Here is an 18,867-nt window from a genome sequence, read left to right as displayed (position 1 = left end):
CCGGCATGCGGACCGAACGCGTCACCTTCGCCAGCGATGGCATCGAGCTTGTCGGCGACCTCCGGGTCCCGGGCGATGCGAGCGGGCCGATGCCGGGGCTGGTGTTCACCGGCCCGTTCACGGGTGTCCGTGACCAGGTCGCCGGCGTCTACGCCGACCAGCTCGCCGAGGCCGGGTACGTGACGCTCGCGTTCGACCACCGCAACTTCGGCGAGAGCGGCGGCAGTCCCCGCCAGCACGAGGACGCGCAGGGCAAGGTGCACGACCTCCGCGAGGCCGTGACGTACCTGAGTAAACGGCCCGAGGTCGCGGCCAGCAAGATCGGGGCGGTCGGCATCTGCCTCGGCGGCGGGTACGCCGTCCGGGCGGCCGCGTTCGACCGCCGGATCGCCGCCGTGGCGAGCGTGGCGGGCGGGTTCAACAGCCCGGCCTGGTTCCGCGACCAGATGGGCACCCGGGCCTACCAGGCGACACTCGCCGAGTTGATGCGCGAGTACGCCGACGAACCCGACAAGCGCATCCCGGCCGTCGCACTCGAGGGCGTCGCGTCGATGCCGGGCGACGAGCCGTTCGCGTACTACGGCACCGAGCGCGGCCGCAGTTCGTTCTGGCGGAACGAGGTCACCGCGTTCTCCACGTACACGCTGCTGACGTTCAACACCCTCGGCGCCGCGAGCTTCGTCTCGCCCACGCCGCTGCTGATCGTGCACGGGCGCAAGGACGACTACTGCAGCCCCGAGGGCGCGCAGGCAGCGTACGAAGCCGCGGACGAGCCCAAGCGGATCGTCTGGCTCGACACCACCAACCACATCGACCTGTACGACCAGCAGGAGTACGTCGGTCGCGCGATCGGCGAGCTCGCCGACCACTTCGGCCGACACCTGGCCGGCCGCGGTGTCAGCGGGTCTTGACGGCGACCACGATGTCGCGGTCGATCGACTGATCCACCCAGTGCCGGAAGCCGTCGTACGGCGGTTCGTCGCGAACGGTCAACCCGGACGAGGCGAACAGCTCGGCGACGTCGGTGCGCGGCGCGACGTGCGTGTTCCAGGACAGGCCGATCGCGCCGCCCGCCCGGAGCAGTTCCACCCAGATCGGTACGGCCTTGCGCAGCAGGTCCAACGGCGACCGCGACAGCGACGACTGGCCGGCCGCGCGGCTGCCGTGCTGCACTCCATACGGGGCGTCGGCCACGATCAGGTCGAACGCCGACGCGCGGAACACGTCGCGGCCGAGCAGGGTGTCCGCGTTCACCACCGTCAACGACTGGCTGACGCCCGCCTTGTGCAGCTCGGGCGTCGCCGACACGGTCACGTCCAGCCGGCGGCCGAGCGTCTTGCGTTCGCGCCGCACTGGGGTGATGTCCGCGCGGTGCTTGAGCCGCTTGCGCCGGAGCCAGGTCTTGAGGAACGCGGCGTACGCGTCGAAGTCCTTGCCGTCGACGTCCATGCCGGTCGCGTCCCAGCCGTACATCAGGGCCTGGTTCAGCGTCGTGCCGCGCCCGCACAGCGGGTCGAAGACGTGCAGCTTGCGCTCGGCGGTGGCGAACGCGCTGGCCGCGACGGTCACGTTCAGCAGCAGCTTGGTGAAGTGCTCGTTGGTCTTGCCCGCGTACTTCGGGATCGTGATCAGGTCGTCGTCGTACGTCGCGAGCGGCGTCAGCTCGACCGGGCGCAGCAGCTCGCCCTCGCGGGCGAAGAGTGCGTACACCGACGAAAGGTTGGACAGCTTCGCGATCGCGTCGGGCGCGAGGTCGGCGGTGAACGTCACGTACGACACGCCGCCGAACGTCGTCTCGGCCGCCGCTCCGACGGCGTCGCCAAGAACGGCGCCGAGCTCGGCGCGGGTCAGTGCTGGTGTCGCGTCGGCGTACACCCGGTTGGCGGCCGGGAGGACCAGCAGCGCGTACTCGGTCACGCGTCGACCGCTGCGCCGACCGCGAGCCGGCGGTACTCCGAGCCGGCCTGCTCGGCCATCTGCCCGAGCAGCCGGTCGACGATCGACAGACCGATGTCGTTGTAGAGCCCGTCGTGGACGGCGAGGGCGAGCTCCGGGCGGACCGTACGGATGTAGTCGACCGAGTCCGCGGCGCGGAGCCACGGCGCGCTCACCGGGACCATCAGCGTCCGCACCGGGCGGTCGGGCACCGTGAACGCGTCGCCGGGGTGGAAGAAGGAGTCGTCGACGAAGAAGCCGACGTTCGGTACCGACGGCAGGTCGGGGTGGATCACCTCGTGCAGCGCGCCGTGGACGGAGATCTGGAACGCGCCGATCTCGAACCGCGAACCCTCGGCGACGACGTTCAGTCGGTCCGTGCCGAAGTCCGCCAGCTGCTCGGCGACGGCCTCGTTGGTGTAGATCGGCAGGTCCGGGTACTTCTCCAGCTTCGCCGGGTCGAGGTGGTCGGGGTGCTCGTGCGTGATCAGCACCGCCGTCGCGCCGTCGAGCGGCTCCGCCTCGGAGAACGTTCCCGGATCGATCACCAGCGCCTGGTCGCCCTTCTCTAGGCGTACGCATGCGTGGGTGTACTTCTGGATCCGCATTCCCTGGATTCTAGGTCGTGAGGTGCGAGGTGCCGGCGGCCAGCCGTTCGATCACCGGCCCGTCGACGACGACTCCGGCGCGCTGGAGGGCGAGGAGCGCGGCTCCCGCGACCGGCGGAAGGGCTGGATCGGTGACGTGGAACCGCCCAGCGGGAGCGACCCCCGCGAGCTCGACCGACACCCGACCGGCGAACGCAGGGGAACGGGCGAGCCCTCCGAGCAGGGCTACCCGCACCGTCGGCGAAGGGAAGTGGGCGGCGAGCAGGCGGATGCCCACGCAGGTGAAGTGCGCGAGCCGGTCGCAGGCGGCGCCCGCGACCGGCGCGGAGTCAGCGGCGGCGGTGACCAGGGGAGCCATCCGGCCGTAGAAGCGCTTGGCCTCGTTGTAGTCCGCGGCCTCGAGTTCCCGCGCCTTCGCCCGCAACCCGGGCTTGTCGGACACGCCCCAGTACCGGCAGATCTCCTCGACCAGTACGGCGTCCGCCGCGGTGTCCTCGTCGATCAGGATCCGCGCCATCAGGTCGAACACCAGGTGCCGTGCCCCGCCGGCGTAGTGGCGGTAGCGGTCGTTGCGGATCACCTCGCCGTCCTCGGCGACCGCCAGGATCATCGATCCCGTTCCCGCGATCGCGACGATCCCGGGCTCGCCGGCGAACGCTCCCGCCTGGGCGACCATCGCGTCGTTGACGACGTGTGCCCGGCAGCCGAGACCGTCGAGGTCGAGGAACCCGGCCGCCCACTTCAGATCGTCTTCCTGGTCGAAGCCCGCCATCCCCGACACCATCGCGACGACCTGCGGCGGCTTGACGTTCGCCGCCTCCATCGCCTGGTGGATCGCGTCGCGGACATGACGCCTGGCGTCGACGTTGTGGTTGGGGCTGCCACCCGGGCCTCGCCCCGTTCCCCGCACGGTGCCTTCGAGGTCGACGCACGCCACTCGGGTATGGCTGCCGCCGGAGTCGATGCCGATCACGTACCCGCGGTCCATCCACGCTCCCGCCCCCGCGCATCCCGACGACGCGACCGAAGGGAGAGGGTACCCAGCCCGCTGAGGCGGCGCCAGGGACCGTTATCTGACTCGTGGCCCCGCGCCCGCTGCGGTGGAGCGGTGCGCGCCGGTAGCCTCAGTCCTGGCATGTCGAGGAGGTGACCCGAGCGAATGGCCTTGTCCGGCCTGCTCTACCGGCTCTATCAACGCCGACTGATCGCGTCGCTGTCGAGCGATCGGATTCCTCGACACGTCGCGGTGGTCATCGACGGCAACCGGCGCTGGGCCCGCTCGGTCGGCGGGAACGTCGAGTACGGCTACGACGCCGGCGCGGACAAGATCCCGGAGTTCCTCGGCTGGTGCGAAGAGCTCGGTGTCGACGTCGTCACGATCTACATGCTCTCCACCGACAACCTCACCCGCGACGAGGAACACCTCGCTCCGCTTCTCTCGGTGATCGACCGGATCGTGGGCGAGCTCGCCGACAGCGGGCGCTGGCGGATCCATCCGGTGGGAGCGCGCGACCTGCTGCCGGAGGCGTTCGCGCACATGCTGAAGGGTGCGGAGGAACGCACCGCGAACGTCGACGGCCTGCTGGTCAACGTCGCGATCGGGTACGGAGGCCGCCGCGAGGTCGCCGACGCCGTCCGGTCGCTGCTCCAGGAGCACGCGACGCGGGGGACGACGATCGAGGAGCTCGCGGAGGTGCTCGACGTCGAGCACATCGCCGAGCACCTGTACACGAGGGGCCAGCCCGACCCGGACCTGGTGATCCGAACGTCGGGCGAGCAGCGGCTCTCGGACTTCCTGCTCTGGCAGAGCGCGTACAGCGAGTTCTACTTCTGCGAAGCGTTCTGGCCGGACTTCCGCAAGGTCGACTTCCTGCGGGCGATCCGTTCGTACGGCGTCCGCAACCGGCGCTACGGCCTCTGACAAATACCTGGTCAGGCGACCGTTCCCACGCCTGGCGTTACACGCTGTTCACCACGCGGTCGTGCGTGTCCTCTGTTCGGATGCCCAGAACCGTCGTACCGTCATAAGTGGCGAGTCGGATAGATAGCCGGCCGCTCGGGAGGCCCATCGATGCGAGCTCGATCCAAGCACCGCAAGGCGGGGCGAGGAATGAGCGCGCAGGTCGCCCCAGGGTCAGTACGACCTGTGGCGGGAGGGCCGGCACCCGGCCCTCGGGCTTGGTCTCGGTCTCACACCTAGCGCGCAAAGGGCACTTGCGGCGCAGGGTGCGCGCCGCGGGCTCGAGGGGACGGAAGCATGGCTACCTCGACGCGGAACCCCGTACGTCGTAAGTCGCGGACCCCCTCGGGTCGCAGAACCTATGTGTTGGATACCAGCGTGTTATTGGCGGACCCCCACGCCATCACCCGTTTCGACGAGCACGAGGTCGTGATCCCGCTCGTCGTCGTGACCGAGCTGGAAGGCAAGCGGCACCACCCGGAGCTGGGCTACTTCGCCCGTTCCGCCCTGCGCTTGTTGGATGAACTGCGGGTGTCCGCCGGGCGCCTCGACGAGCCGATCCCGATCGGTGCCGCTGGTGGAACGATCCGGGTGGAGCTCAACCACACCGATGCCGAAGTGCTGCCGGCCGGCTTCCGGCTCGGCGACAACGACACCCGCATCCTCGCGGTCGCACGGAACCTCGCGGCCGAGGGGCGCGACGTGGTGTTGGTGTCGAAGGACCTGCCGCTCCGGGTGAAGGCCTCCGCGGTCGGCCTGTCGGCTGACGAGTACCGCGCGGAGATCCCGGTCGAGACCGGCTGGACCGGGATGGTCGAGCTCGACGTGTCGCCGGACGAGCTGGACGAGCTGTACTCCTCGGGCTCGCTCGTCCACGGCGCCGCGGCCGAACTGCCCTGCCACACGGGGCTGGTGTTGCTGTCGTCGCGGGGATCCGGGCTCGGGCGCGTGACTGCGGACAAGACGATCCGCCTGGTACGTGGAGATCGCGAGGCGTTCGGCCTGCATGGCCGTTCGGCCGAGCAACGGGTGGCGCTCGACCTGCTGCTGGACCCCGACATCGGCATCGTGTCGCTGGGCGGGCGCGCAGGTACGGGCAAGTCGGCGTTGGCCCTGTGCGCGGGGCTCGAGGCCGTGATGGAACGTCGGCAGCACCGCAAGGTCGTGATCTTCCGGCCGTTGTACGCGGTGGGCGGGCAGGAGCTCGGGTACCTGCCGGGGTCGGAGACGGAGAAGATGCAGCCGTGGGCCCAGGCTGTCTTCGACACGCTGGGTGCGGTCACGTCGTCGGAGGTGATCGACGAGGTGATGGACCGCGGCATGCTCGAAGTGTTGCCGTTGACGCACATTCGCGGGCGGTCGCTGCACGACTCGTACGTCATCGTGGACGAGGCACAGTCGTTGGAGCGCAACGTGCTCTTGACGGTGCTGTCGCGGATCGGCTCGGGGTCGCGGGTGGTGCTGACGCACGACGTGGGACAGCGCGACAACCTGCGCGTCGGCCGGCATGACGGCGTAGTGGCCGTGGTGGAGAAGCTGAAGGGCCACCCGCTGTTCGCCCATGTGACGTTGACTCGGAGCGAACGTTCTCCGATCGCGGCGCTGGTGACGGAGATGCTGGAGGACATCACCCTCTAGGGCAATTTGGCGCCCCTTCCGGGTCCGGGAGGGGCGCCTTATTGGGTTGGCAGGTCGGCTGGGGTGCGGGTTGACTCTGTCGCCATGGACAGTCCGACACGGATCTTCGTCGCCGGCACCGGTCGGTCGGGTACGTCGCAGCTTGCTGACGTACTCGGCGGGCACCCGCTGATCCACCGGGTGCCGATCGAGACGCACTTCATCGTGGACCCGGGCGGCTTGCGGGATCTGGCGGACGCGCTCACCGTTCGGTACGACAACTACGTCGCGGACGACGCGCTTCGTCGGCTTCACGACGTGCTCACCGTGCGCGTGCCCGGCCGGATGGACTTCGATCGCGGTCACACCGCGCCGCAGGCGATCGGCGAGCGGCACTACTGGGACGCGGTGGGCCGGCTGTGGTCGGAGCTCGTCGTGTCCACGTTCGACGAGCCCGTGGGGGCGGCGGGGTCTCGCCATGCCTCCTGGCCGGCGGGGCCGTTCGAGGAGCTGAGTCACCGGGTGGCGGTCGCTCGGTACTTCAAGGACCGTCCTGAGCTGATCGCCATCTTGCGTCGCGCGGTCGACACGATGTTCGGCGGCTCGGCTGCGGACGCGGGGAAGCCGATCTGGTGCGAGAAGACGCCGTTCAACCTGCTGTGCATGGACTTCCTGTGGGAGCTGTTTCCCGAGGCGACGATCGTCCACATCAAGCGCCACCCGATCGCGGTGCTCGCGTCGCACCTCGACCAGTCCTGGGCACCCTCGACCGTCGACGGCGCCCTCGCCTGGCTGCTGCCGATCTACGACCGTTGGCTTTCGTGGAAGGCGACGGCCTCGCTCGACTCGCAGCGATACGTGGAGGTCAAGGCCGAGGACCTGGCGGCGGACTGGCCTTCCCAGCGGAAGGCGCTCTTCGCGAACGTGGGGCTGGAGGACGTCGAGACCGCGGCGACCTTCGTGCCGCGCAGCCTCAACCACCGCAACGACCAGTTCGATGGGGAGACCCGCGCCCGGATCGAGCAGGCACTAGCGGAAGTCATCCCCGCCATGGGCTACGAGTAGCGCCCCCGCTCGGTTCGAATGAAGGGCACCTTCATTCGAACCTATTGAATGAAGGTGCCCTTCATTCAAACCAGGGGCCCACTTCACCTACTGGGCTGGGGTTCTCCAACGTTGCAACAGCGCTCCGAACCCCGTTTCGGTAGGTGAAGTCGGGCAAGTTGTGGACAGCGATCAGCTGATCCCGCATCCTGTCATTGCCCATCAAAGGGGCGTTCCCACCGCCTGCGAGCGCCCTCCGAACGTGGCGGGGCAGCTCGGCGGCCAGTGGAGGGGAAGTGCGTTGGATGAAGGGCACCTTCATCCAAACCTATTGGATGAAGGTGCCCTTCATCCAACCAGCGGGAGTGGTGGCGAAGGGGATGGGGCGCGGCGAGAGTTGGCGCGAGCTGGTCGACGGGGAGTGACAGGCGCGGGGGAGCTGGCAGGGAGTCGATCAGGCGCCACGTCGATCTCGTCCATGCGCCTTTCCGGTCGCGGCGGAGCTAGTCAAGGGCCGCGCAGCGGTCGCGAAGCGACGCTGCCCGTCTGCGAAGCCGCCGCGGCGCCCTTTACTCGCTCCGCCGCGACCGGACACTGGCGGACGAGATGACGAGGCGGAGCACCCACACCCGCCGAGCGCGCACGAGTGAGCACGGCAGCTGGTCGACGGGGAGTGACGGCGCCAAGGAGCTGGCAGGGAGTCGATCAGCCGCCGCGACCGGACAATGGCGGACGAGATGACGAGGCGGAGCACCCACACCCGCCGAGCGTGCACGAGTGAGCACGGCAGCTGGTCGACGGGGAGTGACGGCGCCAAGGAGCTGGCAGGGAGTCGATCAGCCGCCGCGACCGGACAATGGCGGACGAGATGACGAGGCGGAGCACCCACTGCCGGAGAGCGAACGGCAGAACCCCACGATCCGCAGAGCTCGATCGCTCCGAGGCAGCTCGCGGGAAGAGGACGGCAGCTGGCACACGTCGAGTGACGCAGCCCGAGAGCGCTCCCACTCTTGGCGGGCGGCGGCGTATCCCGCCTGGCAGGAGAGCTCGCAGCGGCCGCGATCAGCCAAGGAAAACCGCGCCAAAAGGGCCGTTTCACCCCTGAAGTTCCCGACCTGCGGGACTGGTCCGGACTCGGCCACAGACCCTTCGCGTTCCCCGCCTCCAGGTACTGGACGGATGACCAAGATGCCCGCTATAGATTCCCCTGCGCTCTCTCCACCCCTTCGAGAGCCGGCCCGACACGCGCCATCCCCGCGTGAGCACAGCGTTACCGTCTTGATACAGTCCGTGTTCATCCGGGGGACGAGCGACGTCTGGAGGTAAGGGTGCCGTCGCGGCAGCCAGGCAGGCATAGAGCACCTGGGCGCCATTCGGCGAAGGTGAAGGCGCGCCCCGTGGGGCCGCGGTTCGCACTCCCGAAGCTCCCCTCCCTCGACCTCGGCAGGAAGGGCCTCAAGCCCACCCTCGCCGCCGTCACCTGTGCGAGCGTCGGCGTCGCCGGCGTCGGGGTCACGGCCGCGGTGGTCGCCACCGCGAAGGGGCAGCTCGCCCAGGACAACACCCTCCTCGCCGACCAGATCAAGGTTCCCGGACCCCTCACCTCCGCCACCAGGGCCCGCCTCGCCGACCAGAAGAAGCAGGACGACAAGAGCACCACCGCAGCCAAGGCGAGCACTGCCGTCACGTTCGAGGAGCCCCAGGCCGCCAGCGGCGTGGCCTCGTTCGACCGGACGAGGATCGAACGCCAACGCGCCATCGACCGCGCGAGCCGCGACAAGGAACGGGTCTTCGCGGAGGGCACTCCCAAGGAGATCGCCAAGGTGCTCGTGATCGAGCGCGGCTGGAGCGAACGTCAGTACAACTGCCTCGTGCCCATGTGGCGGCGCGAGAGCAACTGGAACCACCTGGCCGAGAACAAATCCTCCGGCGCGTACGGCATCGCCCAAGCCCTGCCCGGCCGCAAGATGGCGAAGTTCGGCGACGACTGGCGCACGAACCCGGTCACCCAGATCAAGTGGGGCCTCTGGTACATCGAGAACCGGTACGGCACCCCGTGTGGCGCCTGGTCGTTCTGGCAGCGCAATCACTGGTACTGAGACGTACTGAAACGCCACCCGAGAGGGTAGGGACTCGGTGCGAGATCTCACGATCTTCTAGTAACGCGCCGCGCCGCTGGAAAGTCTTGCGGATTTCGCAAAGATCGACAGGATGAGTTCACACGGGCGTAACTTGGACCGACCACGAGCTACCGCGCGTAGGCAATGGCCTACGCGCTGACGCGACCGGGGAGGCACACGGTGCATAGCAAAGGTCAGGGCAACGGGGAACGGACGCACAGATCGGCCGACGCGCGAGCACCGGCCCGCCCACCCCAAAGACACCACCGCCGCAAGGGAGCGGTCTTCTGCGTCGCGACGCTCCTGGCCGCCAGCGCCTTCGCCGGCTGCAGCAGCCAGACCGGCCCGCCGGCGTTGACCTGGTACATCAACCCGGACAACGGGACGCAGGCCAAGCTCGCCGAGACCTGCACCACGCAGGCGAACGGCAAGTACCGCATCAACACCGCGCTGCTGCCCCGGGAGTCGACCGGCCAGCGCGAGCAGCTCGTCCGGAGGCTCGCGGCGCAGGACTCCGGCATCGACCTGATGAGCCTCGACGTCCCGTACCTCGCCGAGTTCGCGAACGCCGACTTCGTCAGGCCGTTCACCGACGAGGAACGTCAAGACCTCACCGAGGGCATGCTCGAGGGCCCGCTCGAGGCCGCGCAGTGGGAGGAAGACCTCTACGCCGTCCCGTTCAACACCAACACCCAGGTGCTCTGGTACCGCAAGTCGGTCGCGGAGCAAGCCGGCCTTGACATCGGCCCCGACGCCCAGCTCACCTGGGCGCAGGTCATCGAGGCGGCCGAGCAGACCAAGACCACGGTGCAGGTCCAGGGCAAGCGGTACGAGGGCTACATGGTCTGGATCAACTCGCTGATCATGTCGGCGGGCGGCGAGATCCTGGAGAATCCCGAAGCGGGCAAGGACGTTCGCCCTGCCCTCGACTCCGAGGCCGGGAAGCGCGCCGCCGAGGTCGTCAAGCTGCTCGCCGACTCGCCGGCCAAGGCGGCCGACCTGAGCAACTCCGACGAGGGTACGACGCAGGCCGGGTTCGCCGCGGACAACGGCGGCTTCATGACGAACTGGCCGTTCATCTTCGCGGCGGCGAACGACGAACTCCGCGCGGACATCGGCTGGGCGAGATGGCCGTCGGTCACCGAGGGCGAGGAGAGCAGGCCGCCGCTCGGAGGCATCGACCTCGCGATCGGTGCGTTCACCAAGCACCCGGACCTCGCGGTGGAGGCGGTCAAGTGCATCACCTCGCCGGAGAGCCAGAAGACCTACACGCTCGCCGAGGGTCTGCTCCCGACCATCGAGTCCGTGTACGACGACGCCGACGTCAAGAAGGCGTTCCCGATGGCCGACCTGCTGCGCCAGTCCGTCGACGACGCCGCGCCGCGTCCGGTCACGCCGTACTACCCGGACATCACCGAAGCCGTGCAGCGTACCTGGCATCCGGAGTCTGGAGTGGGAGACGGAACGCCCAAGTCTGCCGCGGATCTGATCGTCGCCGTGCTCCACGACGAGCGACTTCTCTGAGGCCGAAGGGAGGACAAGCATGACCACAACGGCAACGCCTGCCCCTCCGGCGGTACGCAGAGGCGGCGCGAGCGACCGGGCACGCAGCGAACAGCGGCTCGCCTGGTATCTCTGCGCGCCGGCATTCGTTCTGATGCTCGTCGTCACCGCCTACCCGATGATCCAGGCGGTCTGGCTCTCCTTGCAGAGCTATCGGATCACCGACCCGGAGTCCCGGGAGTTCGTCTGGTTCCAGAACTACGCGGTGGTCCTGTCCGACGGTCTGTGGTGGCGCGACGTCGCCGTCACGGTCCTGATCACCATCATCACCGTGGTCGTGGAGCTCATCATCGGCTTCGCGCTCGCGATGGTGATGCACCGCATCATCTTCGGACGTGGCGCGGTACGAACGTCGATCCTCGTTCCGTACGGGATCATCACGGTCGTCTCCGCGTTCGCCTGGCAGTTCGCGTTCGCGCCCGACTCGGGATTCATCAATACCTTGTTCGGGTTGGAGAACTACGACTTCTTCGCGCAGTTCGGTTCGTCGATCGCCGTCATCTGCATGTCGGAGATCTGGAAGACGACACCGTTCATGTCGCTGCTGCTGCTCGCCGGTCTCGCCCAGGTTCCGGAGGAGCTGCAGGAGGCCGCGAAGGTGGACGGCGCGACGCCGTGGCAACGGCTGTGGAAGGTGACGATCCCGAACATGAAGGCGGCCATCATGGTCGCGCTGTTGTTCCGGACGCTCGACGCCTACCGCATCTTCGACAACGTGTTCATCATGACCAGCGGCGCGCAGGGCACCGAGACGGTGTCGTTCCTCGCGTACAGACAGATGATCAGCCGAACAGCGGTCGGCTTGGGCTCGGCCGTGTCGGTGCTGCTGTTCTTGACAGTGGTGTTGATCGCGGTCGTCTTCATCAAGCTGTTCAAGGTCGACCTGGGTCGAGTACGGGGTGATGGGTGATGCGTAAGCGCAGCAACCTCTGGTGGGGCCTCGGCGGCGTGGTGATCATTCTCTACGCGCTGCTGCCCGTCGCCTGGATCATCTCGCTGTCGTTCAAGGCAGACGACCAGGACAAGCAGTTCTTCCCTGCGGAGTTCACGTGGGACAACTACAAGACAGTGTTCGACTCCGGCCTGTTCACCAGCGCACTGCGCAACTCGATCGGCATCTCGCTCATCGCGACCGTGCTGTCGGTGGTGCTGGCGACCCTCGCGGCGTACGCGATCGCGCGGCTGGAGTTCAAGGGCAAGCGGCTCGTTCTCTCGATGGCGTTGGGGATCGCGATGTTCCCGACGATCTCGTTGGTGCCGCCGCTGTTCGACATGTGGCGCAGCATCGGCCTGTACGACACGTGGATCGGGTTGATCATCCCGTACATGTCGTTCACTTTGCCCTTGTCTATCTGGGTGTTGTCCGCGTTCTTCCGAGAAATCCCTTGGGAGATGGAGCAAGCGGCGCAGGTCGACGGTGCGACACCGTGGCAGGCGTTCCGCAAGGTGATCGTTCCGCTGGCCGCGCCGGGTGTGTTCACCGCCGCGATCCTGACGTTCTTCTTCGCGTGGAACGACTTCATCTTCGGCATCTCGCTCACCGCGTCCGATGCCGCGAGACCTGTGCCCGCCGCCCTCGCCTTCTTCACCGGCGAGTCCTTCTTCACCCAGCCGACAGCGGCCATCGCGGCTGCCGCGGTGGTGGTCACGATCCCGGTGATCGTGCTCGTTCTGTTCTTCCAGCGAAAGATCGTCGCCGGCCTGACGTCCGGCGCTGTGAAGGGTTGATACGCCATGGCAGCCATTGAGATGAAGAACATCGTCAAGCGGTACGGGGACGGTTTCCCGGCGGTCAACGACATCAGCTTGGACATCGCCGACGGCGAGTTCATGATCCTGGTCGGACCGTCCGGGTGCGGGAAGTCCACGCTGCTGCGGATGATCGTGGGCCTGGAGGACATCACGTCCGGCGACATGGTCATCGGCGGCGAGCGCGTGAACGACAAGGCGCCGCGCGAACGCAACCTCGCGATGGTGTTCCAGAACTACGCGCTCTACCCGCACCTCACCGTGTACGAGAACATCGCCTTCCCGCTGCGGTTGGCGAAGATGTCCGACGCGGACGTGAGCTCGAAGGTCGAGAACGCGGCGGAGCTGCTGGAGCTGAACGAGCACCTGCAGCGCAAGCCGAGCCAGCTTTCGGGTGGTCAGCGGCAGCGGGTCGCGATGGGCCGCGCGATCGTTCGCGAGGCTTCGGCGTTCCTGTTCGACGAGCCGTTGTCCAACCTGGATGCGAAGTTGCGCGGGCAGATGCGTACGGAGATCTCCCGGCTGCAGCGGCGGCTCGGGACGACGACCGTGTACGTGACGCACGACCAGACCGAGGCGATGACACTCGGCGACCGGGTTGCCGTTCTGCGCAAGGGGATTCTGCAGCAGTGCGCGTCGCCGCGCGAGCTGTACGAGCAGCCGGTCAACCTGTTCGTCGCGGGCTTCATCGGCGCGCCGCCAATGAACTTCCTGCCGGCTTCGGTGGAGGGCAACGAGGTGAAGCTGCCGTTCACCACGGTGCCTTTGCCTGCTGGGCTTGACGCTTCGGAGCTGTCGGGGCAGCTGCTGGTGGCGGGCATCCGGCCGGAGCACTTCGAGGACGCGGAGTACGTCGAGGCGGCGAAGCAACCTCGCGGGCACACGTTCGAGGCGACGGTCGACGTGACGGAGTGGCTGGGCAACGAGCAGTACGCGTACGTGCCGTACGAGTCGCCGGCGGAGATCCGTGCGCAGGTCGACTCGCTGGCGCAGGAGCTCGACATGGAGGCGATGCGGCCGCAGCTGATCATCTCCCTCGACCCGGCCAGCCGGATCCGCGAGGGGGAACCGGCGAACTTCTGGGTCGACTTCACGCGGATGCACCTGTTCGACCCGCGTTCGGGCGACAACTTGACGAACAAGGCCACGGCTGCATCGGCCTGAGCTTCGTGCGCTAGGTGGCGGCCGCGTGCTGAGCACGTGGCCGCCACACAGGTTTGCAGCCGCCGCTAGCCGGTGAGCTCGGGGCGTTCGGCGATCGGGAACAGGTAGCGGTCGGCGATGTGGTTGAGGACGCGTCTGGCCTGGTGGAACCTGCTTGCGACGTCGGCGACGACGGCCAGCCGTTCGGTACGGATCGGGGCCAGGTCCCAGGCGTTGCGGTACCAGCCCGCGCCGAGCATCTCGAACAGCTCCAGCGCCGGGGCTTCGGCCATCCTCGCGCGCTCCTGCCGTTTCACGAGCCGGAGCAGCCGGCCGGCGTCGATCGGAGACAGCGCCTGGCGTTGGGTGTACTCGGGGAAGACGCCGGCGAGGAACAGCGCGACATCGCCGAGCCTTCGGTAGATGCCGGGGCGCTCGGCCTCGTTCGCGCTGTCCAGTAGCCCGGCCAGGTGCAACGGGTCGAGCTCGCTGTACCTCCGCCACCGCCAGCCCCGCCTCGTCTGCACGCGGTACCGACCGCTGGCGATGCGCGTGAACGAGGCGAGCAGCTCCGCGAGCAGCAGCCGCCGCGCGTCGTCGGAGAGGAAGTCGGCGAGCTGCGGCCCGTCGAAGACCGGGACTCGTTCGCGGAGCCCGGTGCGTTCGGTGACGTACGTCATCTCCGACAGATCGTGCGCCGCCTTGTGCACGATCACGGCGAACAGCAGAAACGGCGAGACGCCGAGGAACGGAGCGGCAGCCTTCGACTGGGCGCCGAGGATGCTCTCGAACACGCGCCGGTCCGACAACACCCGCGGTATCAGGTCCGGCCGCCGCCGCAGCTCCGCGGCCCCGAGCTTCGCCAACAGCTCGAGGTCATGCTCGGTCAGGTGGTCCGCGTAGGAAGCTCCGACACCGTCCACCCTTCGACTATCGCACGCGATCAGCCAACCAGCACTGCGTCAGGTGGCCTCAAACTGTGGGGTTCTGGTAGCAACACGCCGGCGTGTTGCTACCAGAACCCCACAGTTTGTGCAGCATGCGAGCTGGTGCTCAGCCGGCAGGCCCACCCCGCGAAAGACGGCGTCGAGTACGTCGTCGGCGACCTGGCCACCGGCGACGGACTCAGCGAAGCCGTCGAGGGCGTAAACACCGTCGTCCACCTCGGCGGATCCGCCAAGGGCGACGACGCCAAGGCGCGCCACCTCGTCGACGCCGCCAAGCCGGCCGGCGTCCGGCATGTGGTGTACGTCAGCGTGGTCGGCGCCGACCGCGTACCGGTCAAGAGCGGCATGGACCGCGCGATGTTCGGCTATTTCGAGACCAAGCTGGCCGCCGAACGGGTGATCGCCGAGTCCGGGCTGCCGTGGACCACTCTCCGCGCGACGCAGTTCCACGAGGCGATGCTCGCGATGGTCCGCGCGATGGCGAAGCTCCCGGTCGTCCCTGTGATGGTCGGCTTCCGGTTCCAGCCCGTCGCCGCCGCGGACGTGGCCGAACGGCTCGTCGAACTGGCCCTCGGCGCGCCCGCCGGCCTCGTACCCGACCTCGCCGGCCCGACGTCGTACGGCCTGGACGAGCTCGCCCGCGACTACCTGCGCGCCACCCATCGGCGCCGGCCGATCCTGTCCCTCCCGATGCCGGGCAACGCCGCCCGCGCCTACCGGGACGGCGCCAACCTCCCGACCGCGGGAGCGGCGAAAGGCCACCGCACCTGGGAGGCTGTCCTCGCGGAGCAGACGAGCTGACCCGTAGCGGTCCAGGCCGTGTCAGGCAAAGATCGCCTGGCGCGCGACACCTCGCATCCCGCCTGGACGCGGTGCACCTCGTCACCCATATAACCAATATGAGCTCCTCCTGCACCACGCCCAGCCGGGCGCGATGCGCTGCGCGCGATGACCGGCGCTATTTGCCGGACACGGCCGCCGAACGGGTTGTCAGCCCCGCGCGTGGTCGCTAGCGTCCTTCTGTAACCGCATAGATATCTCCAGCATTTCGTACGGAGGACGTCAGACGTCATGCCCGCACGTGAAGGCTTCCGCGCCAACCTCCCCGCCGGCGGCATCAAGGCCGCGCTGATCGGCGGCAACACGATCGGTGCCTCGATCCGCGAGGCCACGGCCCGTTCCGACGGCTACCGGCACATCGACACGCCTCGGCTCATCGGGCGTCTCCAGGAGCTCAACACCAACACGTACTTCTACGGCGTCTGGGACTCCGCCACCGACTGGGACGACCTCCGCGAGGAGTTCCTCCCCGCCGCACAGGAGATCGGGCTCAAGGTGATCCCGTACCTCGTGCCGCCGTCCGAGACCGACCTCAACGGGCGGGCGTCGCGGCCGTACATCATGGACTACGTCGCCTGGGCCCGCGCGCACGCCGAGCTCTCGCTGGAGTACCCGAACCTGATCGGCTGGTCGATCGACGACTTCGAGTTCGACATGAACGCGAAGCTGTTCACGCACGAGTACATGACGCAGATGCGCGAGACCCAGGACGCGATCAACCCGGACCTGGGCTTCCTGACCTGCGCGTACTGGGGCGCCGCGACGAGCCCGGAGTTCCTGGACAAGTACGGGCCGTTCATCGACGGCATCGTGTATCCGTACCTCGACGGGCACAACCACAACACGCAGGTCACGTCGACGGTTAAGTCCGACCTCGACGCGATCCGCGAGGTGGCCGAGCCGCGTGGGATCGAGACCATCCTGCTCGTGTACGCGGGCCGGTTCCTCACCTCGCAGCTGCGCCCGACCGAGACGTACGCGGCGGAGTGCGTGCGCGCCGGGGTCGAGCATGCCGCGGAGGGCAAGATCGCCGGCGTGGTCGCGTACGGGACGCAGGTGGACGGGGCGCCGACGCCGAACAGCGAGAACCTCGCGATGTACGGCACCGGCCGGCTGTCGCTCGCCGCGCCGTACCACTCGGTCGCCAAGACCGGGACGTACGGCGAGGGCTGGCAGACGGTCGTCGTAGACCCGGACTCGCCGCGGTACGAGCTGTCGTTCTGGCACTACCGCCTCTTCACCTCGAACGTGCCGGCGCCGGGCGACTACGAGTTCCGCGTGCTGGTCGACGACGAGGAGGTATGGGCGTCGGACGTACGCGGCGAGCCGTGGGCACTGTGGATCCAGGGCAAGGGGCTGCAAGGCCCGGTTGACATCACGCCGTACCTGAAGGGCAAGACGTCCGCCCGGTTGGCCTTCCGGCTGACAGCCGAGCGGGACGTGTCGAGCCGGTACGTCGACGTGGGCATCGACCACCTCGAGACGGTCGGCTTCACGATCGCCGACCCGGGCTTCGAGGAAGACGGCCCTTGGGAGTTCGTCCGGGGCGGGAACGGCCCGATCCTCGCGAGCATCGACCACTTCGTCCCCGACCGCCCGGAGCGCATCTTCCGCGCCGTGAGTGAGGAGTTCGGCCGCTGAGCCTGGACTAGTAGCGTCGTGGGCATGGCGACCTACCAGGATCTGGGGCCGTACTCCGACTTCGTCGACGCCGCTCGTGCTCGTCAGCCAGCCAGGGATGGTGGCGGGGTGCGGGCGGCGTTGGGGTTCGACGGGCCTGACACCCTGCCGACCGACGTCCGGCTTGAGGGGACCTGGGAGCGCGACGGCGTGGTGGGCGAGGAGCTGACCTGGTCGGTCGGCTACGGCCCCAGGACAGCGGCTACTTTCGTCAAGCCCGCCGGAGCAACAGGCCCGTTGCCGGGTGTCGTCGCTCTGCACAGCCACGACGGCTACACGTTCCACGGCCGAGAGAAGGTCGTCGACGGCGCCGATGGCCTTCCGCCGGACCTGACGAGGATCCGGAACGAGCAGTACGGCGGCGTCGCGTTCGCCAACCGGTTGGCCAAAGCTGGCTTCGCGGTGCTCGCGCCGGACGTCTTCTGCTGGGGGAGCCGCCGGTTCCCGGTCGAGACGATGCCGGAGTCGATCCGCCGGCACACGAAGGTGATCGCGCCGGACGCGGACGAGGTGACCGAGCAGAACGCCGCTGGCAGGCTGTTCGAGAACCTCGTCGAGAAGTACTGCGTGCTCCTCGGCGCCAGCATGGCCGGCGTCGTCGCGGCCGAGGACCGGATGGCCGTGGATTACCTCGCCTCGAGGCCGGACGTGCAAGCCGGCAAGGTCGGCTGCGTCGGCCTGTCCGGCGGCGGTGCGCGGTCGGCGCTGCTGCAGGCGACGAGCGAACGGATCGGTGCGGCGGTCGTGGTCGGGATGATGTCCACGTACGAGGGCCTGCTCGACCACAACGTCGCCGGGCACACGTGGATGTTCTTCCCCGCCGGCTGGGCCCGCCACAGCGACTGGCCCGACCTCGCCGCCGCGCGGGCGCCGTCGCCGCTGCTCGTGCAGTACGACAACGAGGATCCGCTGTTCACGCCCGACGGTATGCGCGCGGCGCACGCGAAGCTGCAGGCGGCGTACGGCGAAGCAGGCGGATACGAGGGCAGGTTCTACGACGGCCCGCACAAGTTCGACCAACCCATGCAGGACGACGCCGCGGCCTGGCTGACCGGGCAGCTCAGCGCAGCGCCCGCGCCATGATCTCGTCGACGACGCCGGTCTTGGCGTCCGCGTAGTTCTGCACGAACTCCCAGTCCCGCGACGCCAACTCCCGCTTCGTCTGCTCGTACAGCAGCCGGTCGGCCTCGTTCGCACGCAGCCAGTCCCGGAACCGCACCATCCGCTCGGTCTCCGGCGACCCGGCCGAGAACACGTGCAGGTTGACGTTCGTGTCCGGGCCCTTGAACAACCGGTGCTCGTGCCAGTCCGGCTCCCGGATGCGCAGCAGGTAGCCGGCGGCCTCCATCGGCGGGACGTACGCAGGCTCGTCGGACGAGTCTGGCACTTCGAGCGTCAGGTCGATGATCGGCTTCGCCGCGAGCCCGGGCACCGAGGTCGAGCCGGTGTGCTCCAGCCGTACGACCAGCTCGCCGAGCACCGAACGGATCCGCTCGGCCTCGCGCGCGAACAACGACGGCCACGCCGGGTCGTACTCCGCCAGCACGATCCGCCCACCGACCGGCCGGCTCGGCTCTCCCACGGTCGCCGCCCGGATCTCCTCCTCCGAGGAGACGGTACGGGTGCGATCGAGCGGTGCGTCAGACATGCCGAGGAGACTA

Annotated in this window: 17 protein-coding genes; 12 read left to right on the top strand and 5 right to left on the bottom strand. The window is 68.5% G+C overall.

What is annotated here, in order from left to right; translation table 11 throughout:
• Window positions 1-5: 5 nt before the first annotated feature.
• Complete coding sequence (locus JOD67_RS37870) at window positions 6-911, top strand: alpha/beta hydrolase (RefSeq protein ID WP_205122472.1); 906 nt, start codon at window positions 6-8, stop codon at window positions 909-911.
• Here the strand turns inward: JOD67_RS37870 and JOD67_RS37865 are convergent.
• From JOD67_RS37865 to JOD67_RS37855, 3 genes are read right to left on the bottom strand one after another with little or no spacing between them, the layout of a single operon-like run.
• On the bottom strand, window positions 898-1,917 hold the full coding sequence (locus tag JOD67_RS37865) for a TRM11 family SAM-dependent methyltransferase (RefSeq protein WP_205122471.1): 1,020 nt from the start codon (window positions 1,915-1,917) through the stop codon (window positions 898-900). The genes JOD67_RS37870 and JOD67_RS37865 overlap by 14 nt on opposite strands.
• Window positions 1,914-2,543, bottom strand: a complete 630-nt coding sequence (locus JOD67_RS37860; protein WP_205122470.1) for an MBL fold metallo-hydrolase — start codon at window positions 2,541-2,543, stop codon at window positions 1,914-1,916. The genes JOD67_RS37865 and JOD67_RS37860 overlap by 4 nt, the downstream gene beginning before the upstream one ends.
• 10 nt (window positions 2,544-2,553) lie before the next feature.
• Window positions 2,554-3,531, bottom strand: a complete 978-nt coding sequence (locus JOD67_RS37855) for an N-acetylglucosamine kinase (RefSeq protein ID WP_205122469.1) — start codon at window positions 3,529-3,531, stop codon at window positions 2,554-2,556.
• Between the two features lie 171 nt (window positions 3,532-3,702).
• On the opposite strand from JOD67_RS37855, the gene JOD67_RS37850 reads away from it, so the two are divergent.
• From JOD67_RS37850 to JOD67_RS37815, 8 genes are all read left to right on the top strand, one after another.
• Window positions 3,703-4,464 carry an isoprenyl transferase gene (locus JOD67_RS37850; protein WP_205122468.1) on the top strand — a complete coding sequence of 254 codons (762 nt, stop codon included), beginning with the start codon at window positions 3,703-3,705 and terminating at the stop codon, window positions 4,462-4,464.
• 336 nt (window positions 4,465-4,800) lie between these two features.
• A complete protein-coding gene (gene phoH2 / locus JOD67_RS37845; RefSeq protein ID WP_205122467.1) occupies window positions 4,801-6,141 on the top strand; it encodes an RNA 5'-3' helicase PhoH2 in 1,341 nt (446 codons plus the stop codon).
• 84 nt (window positions 6,142-6,225) lie between these two features.
• Window positions 6,226-7,185, top strand: a complete 960-nt coding sequence (locus JOD67_RS37840; protein ID WP_205122466.1) for a sulfotransferase family protein — start codon at window positions 6,226-6,228, stop codon at window positions 7,183-7,185.
• 1,376 nt (window positions 7,186-8,561) lie between these two features.
• Complete coding sequence (locus JOD67_RS37835; RefSeq protein WP_205122465.1) at window positions 8,562-9,263, top strand: aggregation-promoting factor C-terminal-like domain-containing protein; 702 nt, start codon at window positions 8,562-8,564, stop codon at window positions 9,261-9,263.
• Window positions 9,264-9,464: 201 nt separating this feature from the next.
• Window positions 9,465-10,808 carry an extracellular solute-binding protein gene (locus JOD67_RS37830; RefSeq protein ID WP_205122464.1) on the top strand — a complete coding sequence of 448 codons (1,344 nt, stop codon included), beginning with the start codon at window positions 9,465-9,467 and terminating at the stop codon, window positions 10,806-10,808.
• A 19-nt stretch (window positions 10,809-10,827) separates the two neighbouring features.
• Window positions 10,828-11,757 carry a carbohydrate ABC transporter permease gene (locus tag JOD67_RS37825; protein ID WP_205122463.1) on the top strand — a complete coding sequence of 310 codons (930 nt, stop codon included), beginning with the start codon at window positions 10,828-10,830 and terminating at the stop codon, window positions 11,755-11,757.
• Window positions 11,757-12,575, top strand: a complete 819-nt coding sequence (locus JOD67_RS37820) for a carbohydrate ABC transporter permease (RefSeq protein WP_205122462.1) — start codon at window positions 11,757-11,759, stop codon at window positions 12,573-12,575. Before JOD67_RS37825 ends, JOD67_RS37820 begins: the two co-directional genes overlap by 1 nt.
• A 6-nt stretch (window positions 12,576-12,581) precedes the next feature.
• Window positions 12,582-13,760, top strand: coding sequence for an ABC transporter ATP-binding protein (locus JOD67_RS37815; protein WP_205122461.1), 1,179 nt, complete (start codon window positions 12,582-12,584; stop codon window positions 13,758-13,760).
• Window positions 13,761-13,825: 65 nt separating this feature from the next.
• Here the strand turns inward: JOD67_RS37815 and JOD67_RS37810 are convergent, their stop codons facing one another.
• Window positions 13,826-14,662: a hypothetical protein gene (locus JOD67_RS37810; protein WP_205122460.1), complete on the bottom strand. Its 837-nt coding sequence runs from the start codon at window positions 14,660-14,662 to the stop codon at window positions 13,826-13,828.
• A 126-nt stretch (window positions 14,663-14,788) separates the two neighbouring features.
• Here JOD67_RS37810 and JOD67_RS37805 point away from each other — a divergent pair, with 126 nt between their 5' ends.
• The 3 genes from JOD67_RS37805 to JOD67_RS37795 all read left to right on the top strand — a co-directional run bounded on the left by JOD67_RS37805 (window position 14,789) and on the right by JOD67_RS37795 (window position 18,289).
• Entirely contained in the window at window positions 14,789-15,487 is a 699-nt protein-coding gene (locus JOD67_RS37805; protein ID WP_205122459.1) for an SDR family oxidoreductase, read from the top strand.
• Window positions 15,488-15,757: 270 nt separating this feature from the next.
• Window positions 15,758-17,167, top strand: coding sequence for a hypothetical protein (locus tag JOD67_RS37800; RefSeq protein WP_205122458.1), 1,410 nt, complete (start codon window positions 15,758-15,760; stop codon window positions 17,165-17,167).
• Window positions 17,168-17,191: 24 nt separating this feature from the next.
• Window positions 17,192-18,289 (top strand): dienelactone hydrolase family protein, encoded by a 1,098-nt coding sequence (locus tag JOD67_RS37795; protein WP_205122457.1) that lies wholly within the window; start codon window positions 17,192-17,194, stop codon window positions 18,287-18,289.
• On the opposite strand, the gene JOD67_RS37790 is transcribed toward JOD67_RS37795, so the two are convergent.
• Window positions 18,267-18,854, bottom strand: a complete 588-nt coding sequence (locus JOD67_RS37790) for a GrpB family protein (RefSeq protein WP_205122456.1) — start codon at window positions 18,852-18,854, stop codon at window positions 18,267-18,269. The genes JOD67_RS37795 and JOD67_RS37790 overlap by 23 nt on opposite strands.
• Window positions 18,855-18,867 lie beyond the last annotated feature (13 nt).

Origin of the sequence: Tenggerimyces flavus, assembly GCF_016907715.1 — a bacterium.
GTDB classification, from domain to species: domain Bacteria; phylum Actinomycetota; class Actinomycetes; order Propionibacteriales; family Actinopolymorphaceae; genus Tenggerimyces; species Tenggerimyces flavus.
Note: the sequence above shows the minus strand (reverse complement) of the source record. Positions and strands in the feature narration are given on the sequence as shown.